This is a genomic window from Salipiger bermudensis (assembly GCF_019801965.1).
GTDB lineage: Bacteria > Pseudomonadota > Alphaproteobacteria > Rhodobacterales > Rhodobacteraceae > Salipiger > Salipiger bermudensis_A.
This window is the reverse complement of sequence record NZ_JAHVIA010000015.1, coordinates 17,799-30,382: the sequence shown is the minus strand read 5'-3', so window position 1 is coordinate 30,382 and position 12,584 is coordinate 17,799. Positions and strand designations below refer to the sequence as shown.

At 60.9% G+C, this 12,584-nt stretch carries 9 protein-coding genes and 1 tRNA gene; 7 read left to right on the top strand and 3 right to left on the bottom strand.

Annotation, left to right across the window (positions count from 1 at the left end; genetic code table 11):
* Positions 1-170, top strand: a 170-nt coding sequence (locus tag KUV62_RS22255; protein WP_222602952.1) for an integrase core domain-containing protein, incomplete at its 5' end; no start/stop codon positions are given.
* A 177-nt stretch (positions 171-347) separates the two neighbouring features.
* On the opposite strand, the gene KUV62_RS22250 is transcribed toward KUV62_RS22255, so the two are convergent.
* A complete protein-coding gene (locus KUV62_RS22250; RefSeq protein ID WP_222605952.1) occupies positions 348-1,292 on the bottom strand; it encodes a hypothetical protein in 945 nt (314 codons plus the stop codon).
* 651 nt (positions 1,293-1,943) lie between these two features.
* Here KUV62_RS22250 and KUV62_RS22245 point away from each other — a divergent pair.
* The 5 genes from KUV62_RS22245 to KUV62_RS22225 are packed head-to-tail and all read left to right on the top strand — an operon-like array spanning position 1,944 to position 9,543.
* Complete coding sequence (locus tag KUV62_RS22245) at positions 1,944-4,634, top strand: class I SAM-dependent DNA methyltransferase (RefSeq protein WP_222605951.1); 2,691 nt, start codon at positions 1,944-1,946, stop codon at positions 4,632-4,634.
* Positions 4,631-5,419, top strand: coding sequence for a hypothetical protein (locus tag KUV62_RS22240; protein ID WP_222605950.1), 789 nt, complete (start codon positions 4,631-4,633; stop codon positions 5,417-5,419). The genes KUV62_RS22245 and KUV62_RS22240 overlap by 4 nt, the downstream gene beginning before the upstream one ends.
* Positions 5,416-6,231, top strand: coding sequence for an Abi family protein (locus tag KUV62_RS22235; protein ID WP_222605949.1), 816 nt, complete (start codon positions 5,416-5,418; stop codon positions 6,229-6,231). Before KUV62_RS22240 ends, KUV62_RS22235 begins: the two co-directional genes overlap by 4 nt.
* A gap of 1 nt (position 6,232) precedes the next feature.
* Positions 6,233-8,332 carry a DEAD/DEAH box helicase gene (locus KUV62_RS22230; RefSeq protein WP_410000888.1) on the top strand — a complete coding sequence of 700 codons (2,100 nt, stop codon included), beginning with the start codon at positions 6,233-6,235 and terminating at the stop codon, positions 8,330-8,332.
* The gene (locus KUV62_RS22225) at positions 8,332-9,543 is read left to right on the top strand and encodes a GIY-YIG nuclease family protein (protein WP_222605948.1); all 1,212 of its coding nucleotides are present in this window, start codon (positions 8,332-8,334) and stop codon (positions 9,541-9,543) included. Before KUV62_RS22230 ends, KUV62_RS22225 begins: the two co-directional genes overlap by 1 nt.
* 192 nt (positions 9,544-9,735) lie before the next feature.
* Here KUV62_RS22225 and KUV62_RS22220 read toward each other — a convergent pair.
* A tRNA-Thr gene (locus tag KUV62_RS22220) sits at positions 9,736-9,811 on the bottom strand.
* Positions 9,812-9,860: 49 nt separating this feature from the next.
* On the bottom strand, positions 9,861-11,519 hold the full coding sequence (locus KUV62_RS22215) for an ABC transporter permease (protein ID WP_222605947.1): 1,659 nt from the start codon (positions 11,517-11,519) through the stop codon (positions 9,861-9,863).
* 92 nt (positions 11,520-11,611) lie between these two features.
* Between KUV62_RS22215 and KUV62_RS22210 the strand changes: the two genes are divergently transcribed.
* Complete coding sequence (locus tag KUV62_RS22210; protein WP_222605946.1) at positions 11,612-12,493, top strand: hypothetical protein; 882 nt, start codon at positions 11,612-11,614, stop codon at positions 12,491-12,493.
* The last annotated feature ends 91 nt before the right edge of the window (positions 12,494-12,584 follow it).

Sequence of the window (12,584 nt, the reverse complement as noted above, 5' to 3'; positions counted from 1 at the left end):
GCCTGAACGAGCACCTGTTCGCCAATCTGCGCCACGCCCACGAGTTGATCGCCGGCTGGCGCAACGACTACAACCATCACCGCCCCCACACGAGCCTCGACGGGCTCACCCCGTGGGAGTATCACCAACGGTCAGTAGAGGACCAAACCCTGAACAGAGCTAACTCATAAACGCGGACTCTATGGGGAGCAGGTCACTCCGTTTGAATAATAGTTCATCATTGCTTGCATTTCTCCATTTGAGTAATAATCGGACGAATTTCGTCGCGTTTGTAGCGGTGGGCGCTACACCGTCGCGGGTAGCAATGAGGAGATGGGGTCATTTCCACCCACGCAAAAAACGCGACCTCAATAAATCTTCACCTGAGCGTGTTTTTTCTTCCATGCCTTGCGAGGAAGTGAGACCCGACCGCTCGGGGTGACTTCGTAGATCATCCGAATACCAGGATGCGCACAATATAACCCACCTTCGGACCACTGAGTGTGCGCGTGCTGAAGCTTGACCGTAACAGACGACACGTAATCGAATATTGGATGATATCTTGGCATCACCAGCATCGACACCCCCCACTCCTTGGAGATATCTTCAAGCACCTTCAACCAAGCGTTTCTGGACTTCGGCCACTCCATAATTCGCAACCTTGCTCTGCGCTTAACTTCCTGCGCAATTGCCTCATCGATAGATGGAAAGTTTCTTAGGTTCTTCAGCCTGATTCGGTTTTCAGCCACTGCCGTCTCAGCAGAGCTTTCTGGAATGTATGGCAACTTAAACGATGGCCATTTCTTATTGACATGCTGACGCATGAGAAGATTCGCCTGAACCCGATAGCCTGAGGAAAACTGAAAGTCCGCTGGAGCCACCCGTGCATACTGTGGCGTTGCCTTTTCGGCTCTTGATGTCGCGATGGCGTCGGCGAAAATCTGAGAGATTCGAAAAACAAGACTGGTCGAGTCTTTTATAAAAATCACCTGAAAGAGACCCGTACATTGCGCCAGTTCTTCTGCGGCTTTTGCGAGCCAGCGATTATCACGCACTCCGTCAGTTCCGATAAACTCTGTCAGCAGTGCACAACGAATATTCACGGATTTCTTTTGGGCAGCATCTCGCAGAAACTTCTCCACATCACTGTACCCCGCACAAATTGCATACAATATAATACCAAAGAGAAGACGCATCGCCCGCGGGGACAACGGGCAGTGCAGCGCAACGTGTTTCAACAGTTTCTCGGGCAGGTTCTCAGCGTTTGGAAAGTTGTTTGGGAACGGGCACGGCTTTGCATTCTTGACGGACAAGACTATCTCCTTGTGGATGGTTTGGCTCAGAACAGGGAAATGGTTCCGTTCTCGCCCCGCCCAAAATGCTTTCCCTCCCGCCTGTGCAGATAAGCCTCCCGTCTCCGCGCGCTTCCCTCCCACTTTTGCCATCAAAAAATCTGCTCAGACGTCGTGAGAATACGTCACTTGATATTTTCGATCTGCCAAACCCCCTGTACAAATCCGCCAAATGACGAAAGCACAAGCCATAAACGACTGACAACGCTTGAAAAATTCAATGTCGAATATGGAGAACAGGTGGAAGATTATTGAACCCTATAGATAGACTCTTCGGTAACGGGATCAACTCCAAGCTTTGGCCATGAACATCGAACCTGGTCACAGGACCGATAATGCCGATTGCCATATCCGTCTTGGTGCCAGGCAAGCCCCCTTCGTCTGGGCTCAGGCAAGACGCTGGTTTTTGATCCCTTTCAGCGGATAACCCTGTTAGGCCCACCCGGACCGCTATCGACGAAAAAGGTAAACAAGTCATTGCATGGTGATTGCACAGCCACGCTTGCCCGCCTACCCTCCGCACGCCATGATTGATGGCCGACTTCAAATAATGCCGCAGCACACAGCGTCCTTGTCGTGAGGCGGAAACGAAAAGACGATCCAGAGCAGCTGATGAACCCTACCGAGATCTATGACGCCCTCGCGGAGATTGCCGCGGCCCCCTTCGACAGCAGCGAGTTCCCTTTTTCCTTCGCAGAGGCGACCGATGCCGCCCGTGCAGCGGTGTCGAAGCTGCGCAAGGGCACGACGAACAAATCGGAGCTCCCGGGCGGCGTCCTGTTCGGCAAGCGGTTCCACTATGCCCCGGCGCTCACCGGCATGTCTGACGTCACCCTGGACCAGCTGCGCGCGTCCAAGAAGACCAAGACCGCCAAACCCGCGATCCTGATCGCCTCCGATGGCGAAACCATCGCCGCCGAACACCCGGCCTCTGGTGACACACTGCACTGCCGCTTTGACGAGATCGGCGACCACTTCGGCTTCTTCCTGCCCGCCGCAGGCAAGGAACGCTACCGCGCCGTCGAAGAGAACCCCGTCGACGTCAAGGCCACCGGCAAGCTGGCTCGGCTGTACGATGCGCTTACCAAGGCGAATCCCGACTGGGGCAGCGACGAGCGGCGGCACGAGATGAACCAGCTGATGATGCGGCTGATCTTCTGCATGTTCGCCGAGGACGTCGGCATCTTCCCGGACAACCAGTTCTCGCGCCTGCTGTTCACCCATGCGGGCGACAAGGGCGAGGAAGCGCGCGAGACCGTCATCTCGGCCTTCCAGGCGATGAACCTGCCCAAGGACAAGCGCAATGCCCTGCCCGCATGGACGGCAGAGCTGGAATACGTCAACGGCGGGCTGTTCGCGGGCACCATCGACGCGCCGCGCTTTGACACCATCGCCTTCCGCTACCTGCGCGAGGCCTGCGACCTCGACTGGCGCGAGATCAACCCGGACATCTTCGGCTCGATGATCCAGTCGGTGGCGGACCCCAAGCAGCGCTCGGAGCTGGGGATGCACTACACCTCGGTGCCGAACATCATGAAGGTGATCGGGCCGCTGTTCCTTGATGACCTCGATGCCGAGATCCACAAGGCCTGGGACCGCGCCAAGGGGCTGCAACAAGTGCTGGACCGCATGTCGCGCATCCGGGTGTTCGACCCGGCCTGCGGATCGGGCAACTTCCTGGTGGTGTCCTACCGAGAGCTCAGGGCGCGCGAGACGCGCATCCTGCAAAGGATCGAAGAGCTGAACGGCCCCGGGTCGCTGGCCATGTTCTCGGCCATCCCGATCAGCCATTTCTACGGCATCGAGATCGCGGATTTCGCCGCCGAGACCGCCAAGTTGGCGCTGTTCATCGCCGAGTATCAGGCGAATGCCAGCTTTGCCGAGGTCTTTGGCCGCCGCCCTGCCGCGCTGCCGCTGAAGGATGCAGCGCATATCCGCACCGGGAACTCCCTGCGCATCGACTGGGAGGAGGTCTGCCCGCCCCCTGGAGACGGTGAGGAGGTGTTCATCGCAGGCAACCCGCCGTTTCTTGGGTCCACTTACCAAAGCAAGGAACAGAAAGCAGACCTCGCGCATGTGTTCGGAGGACACGTGAAGAGCTTTGCTGCTTTCGATTTCGTGGCAGCATGGTTCTTCAAGGCGTCCCGCTACATCCGTGGACGCGCTGCCAGGGCAGCCCTCGTGTCTACGAACTCGATCTGCCAAGGGTACTCAGTCGCGGCGCTATGGCCGCATGTGCTCGAAAACGATCTGGAGATCGGATTTGCCCACAAAGACTTCAAATGGCGGAACAATGCATCCGCAAATGCAGCAGTGATTTGTTCAATCATCGGGATTAGATCAGCGTCCCGTGATACGAAACGGCTCTACGCCGAAGAAACTGAGAGTTCAGCTGACAACATCAATGCGTACCTCGTACCTGGCCCATCTCTCTACGTCGAAGCTGTGAGGAAGGGAATTTTCGGCCTACCATTCATGGACTATGGGAACAAACCAGCCGACGGCGGTCACCTCATTGTGTCTCCTGATGACAAAGTTCAAATCGAGAACAGCTTTCCCGAAGCAGAGAAATTCTTGGTGAGATATGTGGGCGCTCAAGAGATCACCCGGGGACTTGAACGCTACTGCTTGTGGATCGACGAAAAGGATCTCGGCGTGGCACGCGCCATACAGCCGATTGCTGATCGAATAGATCGAGTACGAGAATTTCGTCTGCAAAGCACCAAAGAACCTACTCGGCGTATGGCCGAGCGTCCTTTTGAATTTGATCAGATACGTGTGCGACCGGAAGGCCCAGTGATCGCCATTCCAATTCACACAAGCGAAAACCGACCTGTACTTCCGTGTGACCGCTATCCTGCAGGGACCATCGGTTCAAACGCAATCAACTTGATCCAGAACGCCCCAGAATGGTGCATCGCGCTGATCGCCTCACGCCTGCACCTTGTCTGGATCGCCACCGTCTGTGGGAAGCTGAAGTCCGACTTCCGCTACTCCAACACCCTGGGCTGGAACACCTTCCCGGTACCGAAGTTCACCGAGGCGCAGTTGGCTGACCTCACGGCCTCGGCCCGCAGGATCCTGAAGTGCCGCTACAGCCACTACCCCAAGACCATCGCGGACCTCTACGATCCCGACAAGATGCCCGACGACCTGCGCGCCGTGCACCGCGAGAACGACGACCTGCTTGAAACCATGTACATCGGCCGCCCCTTCCGCAACGACACCGAACGGCTGGAGAAGCTCTTCAAGCTCTACGCCGCCAAGGTGAAGGCGCAGGGCACGAAAGGCGGCAGCGCATGACCGATGACTACGTCCTTTTCCAGATGTGGGGGCACCGCCGTCGGTCCCTGATCGACGGGCACCAGTTCTACGTCGAGCGGGCACGGAACCGCCTGCTGAACCAGTTCGGCAACATGGAGGCCGACGCGGATCAGGCGTCGAAGGATTGGCTGAAAAAAGCCAGCCGCCATTTCGACCCAGATCGGCACGATGAAGGCGATATCTACGACGCCGCCGAGCAGGTCGGGGTAGATTTCTACCAGTTGCTTAGCGATATGCGCGATCAAACCTATCTGAGCGTAGTCGCAGGCATGTACCACGGCTGGGACAAACAACTACGCTCTTGGTTGGCGGGGGAAGTCCATCATTGGTATTCTGGATCAGCGGCTTCCAAAAAAATCTGGTCCGTCAACGCTGAGAAAATTGAAGACCTGCTGCAGAGTCAGGGGTGGGGCTTTAACTCCAAGCCGTATCATCGAATGATGGACGCCTGCAGATTGGTCGTCAACGTGTACAAGCATGGTGACGGGAGTTCATTTGAAGACCTGAAGACACGGTATCCCGAGTACCTTCCAGGCTCGAACCATGGTGTCACATCGAATTCTCCGGCGGCATCCTACCTGGACCACACTGATGTGAAGGTCAGTGACGCGCAGTTGCAGTCGTTCTCTGATGCTATCGTAGCCTTCTGGAGAGATGTCCCTGAGAACACGCGCATCAAAGACATCCAGCACCTTCCTTGCTGGTTCGCAACGGCAGTTGCACAGGATCAAGCGAAAGTGCCGGGGGCCAAATGCTTCCCATGAGCTGCCCCCAAAAGACAAGCGAGGCGGCGCCCGAAGGCCCGCCTCATGATCTTGTCCACGGGAGGGGCCAGAAGCCTGCCGAAGCACCTAAAGGCAACCTCACCGCGTCTCACGGAGAAATAGATAGCGCCGATATCGCCATGGATCAAGTTCAAACTCTGACCGACCTGACAGTTCAGAAGCTGTTAACGGATTGCCTCAGCGACCGCAGACTTCAACGCTACGCACCGGCTGCCGGCGATTCAGGAGTGGCACGGGAAGACTTGTACCTATGGAACTGCAACATGTCAGAGGCTTTCCACTTCGCACTACACATCGCAGAGGTGAGCTGCCGAAACAGCATTCACAACGCCTTGACGTATCGCAACCAACGCTGGTTCGAAGATCCGACTTTCCTCAAAATTCTTGACCCATCCCGCCAACGAGACCTCGACAATGCCGTCAAGGATGAGGCCCGACAGCATGGCGCGGTCATGGATGCGCACCACTTGGTCTCCGCGTTGTCTTTCGGGTTCTGGGAGCATCTCACAACGAAGCGCTTCCAAAGATATTTGTTCCCCAGGGGCTTTCAGAAGAACTTCAAGAGTGCGCCTTGGGATGCGAAGCTGGAGGACCTCCACACATTGATCGAAAGCGTGCGACGTTGGCGGAACCGGATCGCCCATCACAACGCGATTTTCGACAAGGGACCCTCAGCGAAATACCAGGACACGCTGAAGCTGATCGCGTGGTCCTCACCGGATTTGGAGACATGGGTGGCAAACCGCTGCCGAGTTAACCAGATCATCAATGCCCGACCAAAGGGAGAATGAAGTGGTAGAGATGGTGAATGTGACCTTCGGGCGCTCAAAATCGACAACCAACGCGCTGGGGCAGCGGGTCATGCAGGCCCGCGCCTATGACGCCCGCGCCGCGCAGTTCCTGCTGCTGAAGGCGCCCCCCGCCGCCGGGAAAAGCCGCGCGCTGATGTTCATCGCGCTGGACAAGATGCGCCACCAAGGCCTGCGCAAGACCATCGTCTGCGTGCCCGAAACCTCGATCGGGGGATCGTTCCGTTCGACAGACCTGACCAGCTACGGCTTCGAGGCGGATTGGGAGGTCGAGGACAAATGGAACCTCTGCCTGACCGGCGATGACGCCGAGAGCCAGAAGGTGAAGGCCTTCGAGGCGTTCATGGAGAACGACGCAAAGGTGCTGGTCTGCACCCACGCGACCTTCCGCTTCGGGTTCGACTCCGTGGCGGCGAAGAAGGGCATCGAGACGTTCGACGACTGCTTTATCGCCATCGACGAATTCCACCATGTCTCTGCCTCGGACAACAACCGCCTGGGGGTGATCCTGCGCAGCCTGGTGACCCGCGCGGGCTGCCACGTGATGGCGATGACCGGCAGCTACTTCCGCGGCGACAGCGACCCTGTGTTGCGCCCCGAGGACGAGGACCAGTTCAACAAGGTCACCTACAGCTACTACGAGCAGCTTGAAGGCTACGAGTTCCTCAAGGCGCTGGGAATCAACTACGAGTTCTACAAGGGCAACTACACCAACGGTCTGGACGGGGTTCTGGACCCCGACAAGAAGACCATCATCCACATACCGCACCGTGGATCGTCGGAGGCCTTCGACGACAAGTACAACGAGGTCGGGCGGATCATGGACTTCCTCGGCGAGATCGAGGGGCGTGACCCGGAGACCGGCTTCGACCTGGTGCGCCGCCCCGATGGCCGCGTGCTGAAGGTCGCGGATCTGGTGGACGACGGCCCCGGTCGGGACATCGTCAAGGCCGCGCTGTCGCGCGAGATCAAGGGGCCGGACGGCAAGCGGGATGACGAGGCCGACCGCGCAAAGGTCGACATCATCATCGCGCTCGGCATGGCCAAGGAAGGCTTTGACTGGGTGTGGTGCGAACACGCGCTGACCATCGGCTACCGGTCCTCGCTGACGGAGATCGTGCAGATCATCGGCCGCGCCACCCGGGACGCTCCGGGCAAGCCACGCGCCCTGTTCACCAACCTGGTGGCCGAACCGGGCGTGGAGACGGGTCTGGTGACAGACGCCGTGAACGACATGCTGAAGGCCATCTCCGGCTCGCTGCTGATGGAGCAGGTGCTGGCGCCGAACTTCAAGTTCTACCGCCGCGAGGATGGTGACCTGCGCGACTCTGCCAAGGTGGATGAGGACGGCACTGTCACCATCGGCATCAAGGGACTGATTGAGCCGCCCACCGACCGCGCACGGGACATCTGCGAGCAGGACATGCACGACCTCATGGCCACCGCCTACCAGGAGATGGACCGCCGCGTCCTGTCGCCTGAGACGGCGCCGGAGGTGGCCACGCAGATGGTGCTCTCGGAGATCATCGAGAAGCGCTACGAGACCCTGGGTGATGAGGAAGCGGAGTCCGTTCGCCAGCACCTCGCAGCCCACATGAACCTGATGACGCTGGCGCGTCGTGCCGAGCAGAAGGGCTTTGGCGAGAAGGAACAGACCGGGTTCGAAGCGGGCAAGACGTCGAACGAGAGCGGTTCGGGATCCGGAGATGCATCTGATGAGGATGACGACGGTGCAAGTGCCCCCAACACGCTGCTGCAGATGGTCAAGAAGTTCATCAACGTCCGCGACATCGACGTGGAGTTGATCGACAGCGTCAACACTTTCCGCGAACGGTTCGAGGTGGCGTCGAAGTCCCTGGACGCGGACCTTCTCGCGCATGTGCAGTCTGCGATGGTTGCCATGCGGGTCAGCATGACCGCAGATGAGGCTCGTACCCTGTGGCCCAAGATCAAGGCGTTCCGGGCGATCGAGAAGCGGGAACCCAATCCGCATTCGGCCGACCCACTTGAGAAGCGGATGGCCGAGGCTCTCGCCTGGCTCAAAGCCGAGAAAGCGAAGCGCATGCGCGAAGGGGCGCTCTAATGGTACGACCGACGCTCGACGAGATCTTTGCCGAAGACGACGAATTCGGCCTTCTCAACGTGAAGCCGCGCGCCGGTGGCGGAGGAGCGGCACAGGACAGAGGCTTGCAGGCTTTGCGGGACGTCATGGCATTCCAGGACATGCATGGTCGGCTGCCGGACCCTGACGCCTTTGACCATGACGAAATGCGGCTGGGGTCGATCTGGGAGAGTGTCCGGCAGGCACCGACCGAGCAGATGCGCGCCGAGGACCATCTGGGCCTGCTGGAAGCCCTGGAGCCACCTGCCCCCCGCTCATGGCGCGATGAACCGGAAGAGAGCGATGTCCCGTCCAGCCTGGACGACATCTTCGATGACGACGACCTTGATGTCGACGCTTCTCTGGTCACGCTGAAGCACAGCACGCCGTCGGCCGAGAGGAACCTTCCGGACCACCGCGCCGAGTTCGTTCCGTGCACCGACTTCGATGCCTTCAAGGAGCGGTTTGAAGCGGTTCAACAGGCCTTGGAGACCGGTGAGCGCAAGGCCCTGCCCGTCAAGAAATGGGCGGTGATCGAACCGATCGAAGGAGACTTTTTCATCCGCAACGGCTTGCTGGCGATGATCGCCGAGAAGTCCGAGATGACGGCGCGCGGTGGTGCACGGGATCACCGCCTGCGCGTGATCTTCTCGAACGGGATGGAAAGCGACCCGCTGATGTCATCCTTCCGCAAATCGCTGAACGATGACAAGACCGCTCGCATGGTCGAGAAGGTTGGGCTCGGGCCCCTGGATCCTGAATGGGAATCCGATCGACTGGAGCTGTCTGGCACGATTTACGTGGCCCGATCTCGATCGACCCAGCCTGAGATCCAGTCTCAGCGCATGATCCTGCATAAGATCGGAGTGACGTCTCAGGATGTTGCCCGTCGTGTCGCCGATGCCCGAAACGATCCGACCTTCCTGCTGGCCCCCGTCGAGATTGTGGCTACGTTCGATTTGAAGAACCTGGCCCGCGCCAAGGTCGAGAACCTCCTGCACCGGTTCTTTGCCGACGCACGTCCAGGTGAACTCTTTGTTTTGGACCGCTTCGGCAAGAAGGTGTTCCCCAAAGAATGGTTCTTTGTCTTGCCGGAACATGTCGCCCGTGCCGCCAAACTCATCGAACAAGGCCAGCTTCACCTATATCGCTACGATCTGACATCTCAGTCAATCGTAGCTCGCACAGAGTGATATTGGCGCCAGCAACGGGTCAACTCCATGCTGGCACTCCCTGGGGCGGGAGCAGCTCCTGCATGTCTGAACGGCACGCGCACTCAGGCCGCGCTGCTAAGCGTGTGGGACACTCTGTGTGGCAGTTTTGTGGGGCAAGGCCGCTGGAAAGCTCAGGAAAACCTGTATTCCTTGGATTTTCGAGCTTGACAATGGTGCCCCCACACGGACTCGAACCGCGGACCTACTGATTACAAATCAGTTGCTCTACCAGCTGAGCTATAGGGGCACCGTGGCGCAAGGGATATGCCAGCGGGCGGGGTGGGTGCAAGCGATATCTAGCGGTTGGCACGGGCCAGAAGACCCACCGCCGCCAGCCCCACCGCGATCACCAGCATTGCCGCCGGGGCGGCGCCGCCGAGGTTCTCCAGCGAGGCCTGCTCGTGCACCCGCGTGGCCAGGGTCTCGTAGTTGAACGGGCGCAGCAGCAGCGTCGCAGGCAGCTCCTTGACGCAGTCCACGAAGACCAGCAGCAGCGCCGAAGCGACCGAGGCGCGGATCAGCGGGTAGTAGACCTCGGCCAGGGTCTGGCCCTGGCTGCGCCCCAGCGAGCGCGCCGCCAGCGCGAGGTTGGGCGAGACCCGGCCCATCGCAGCATCCGCGGCGCCCTGCGCGATGGCGAAGAAACGCACGAAATAGGCCAGCACCAGCGCGAAGGCGGAGCCGGTCAGCACGAGGCCGATATCGACGCCGGTCAGCGCCTCGACCCCATCGGCCAGCGCGTGATCGAGCCCCGCCAGCGGGATCAGGATGCCAACGCCCAGCACCGCGCCGGGAGCGGCGTAGCCGATGGTGGTCACCGGCAGCAGCAGCCGCGGCAGCGCCTTGCCCGAGAGCCGCACACCGTAGACCAGGAACACCCCCCCCAGCACCGTCAGCACCGCCGCGAGGCCGCAGACCGTGAGCGTGTGCAGCCCGGCTTGCCAGAGCCGCGGGTCGGCCCAGTTCTCGGCATTCTTCAGGGCGTGGTGCAGGATCACCCCGGCGGGCAGCACGAAGCCCATCAGGAAGGGGATGGCGCAGGCCAGCGTCGCGAGCCAGGCCCCGCGGCCTGGCAGCGGCTTGCGCTCGACCGGGCGGTGGCGGGTCGAGAGGTTGAAAAAACGCATGCGGCGGCGCGAGCTCTTCTCGAGCAGCACCAGGAGGATCACCAGCGCCAGCACCGTCGAGGCGATCTGCGCCGCGCCGCCGGCATTGTTGCTCTGCAGCCAGACCGAGAAGATGCCGGTGGTCAGCGTCTGCACGGCGAAATAGTCGACCGTGCCGAAATCATTGACCGATTCCATCATCACGATGGCCACGCCCGCGGCGATGGCGGGTCGCGCCAGCGGCAGGCCGACGCGCCAGAACCGCCCCATAACGCCGGCGCCCAGCGATTGCGCCACCTCGTCGGAGGAGGCGGATTGCTCGCGGAAGGCATTGCGCGCCAGCAGGTAGACGTAAGGATAGAGCGCCGCCGCCAGCACCACGATGGCGGCGCCCATGGAGCGGATCTCGGGGAACCAGTAATCGCGCGCGGTCTGCCAGCCGATGAGGCCGCGCAAGGCCGTCTGCACCGGGCCGGCATATTCCAGCAGGTCGACCAGCGCATAGGCGCCGACATAGGCCGGGATCGCAAGCGGCAGCAGCAGCAGGTATTCCAGCCAGCGCCGCAAGGGAAACTCGTAGCGCGCGATCAGCCAGGCAGCGCCCGAGCCGGCGCAGCCCGCCAGCACCCCCACCCCGAACATCAGCACCAGCGTGTTGCCGAGGTAGCGCGGCAGCGTCGTCGAGACGAGATGCGGCCAGATGTTCTCGGCCGGGAAGGCGGCAATCCAGAGCACCGCGAGGATCGGCCCCAGCACGATGGCGGCGATCAGCACGGCGCCCGCCGACCACGGGCTGGGCCAGCGCAGCGCGCGCTGGGTCTTGGAGGCGCTGTGATCTGCCAGGCTCATCTCGGTCTCCGGTTCCGGTGCTCGGGGAATGCGGTTTTACTCGGCGCGAAAGCGCTTATAGTCCGGCAACGCGCGTTTCAAAAGAGCAGGCCATGCAGATCAGTCTCCATATAGGCGTCCACGCCACGGATGAGGACCGCCTGCTCAAGGGGCTGCTGCGCAACGCCGACGATTTCCGCAAGGCGGGCGTGGCGATTCCCGGCCCGTCCCGCTACCGGGCGCTGCTTTCGGACGCGCTGAACGGGCTCGGCGACGGCTCACCGGCGCCGGAGGCCCGCGAGGTGCTGCTCGACACCATGCTCACCGAGGATCCCGAGACCGTCTCGCGGCTTTGCCTCAGCCACGAGAACCTGCTCGCGGTGCCGAAGCTGGCGCTGGCGGGCGGGCGGCTCTACCGCAAGCTCGAGCAGCGGCTGCAGGGGATGCAGAAGCTGTTTCCCGGCGACCGCATCGGCATCTTCCTCGGGCTGCGCGATTTCGCTACCTTCCTGCCGGCGGTCTACCGGGCGACGCCGCATGGCAGCTTCGACGAGTTCCTTGCCGGCACCGACCCGATGCACCTGCGCTGGTCGGACCTGATCCGCCGCATCCGCGAGGCGGTGCCGGGGATGTCGGTGACGGTCTGGTGCAACGAGGACACGCCGCTGATCTGGGGCCAGATCCTGCGCGAGATGGCGGGCATCCCGCTGGAGCGCAAGATCATCGGCTCGTTCGACGTGTTCTCGGAGATCATCAACCCCGAGGGCATGCGGCGCTTCCGCGCCTTCCTCAAGGAGAACCCGAGCGTCAACGAAGCGCAGAAGCGCCGGGTGATGACGGCGTTTCTCGACAAGTACGCGCTCGACGAGGCGATCGAGGAAGAGCTCGACCTGCCGGGCTGGGACGCGGCCTATGTCGACATGCTGACCGAGCTCTACGACGAGGATGTCTGGCAGATCGGCCAGATGCCGGGGGTGCGGCTGCTCACGCCCTGAGGGCGCTGCGCAACCGCCGGGGGGGAAGGGGCGCTGCCCCTCTTGGCGCGGAGCGCCAATTCACCCCGGGATATTTTCAGCCAGAAGAAGC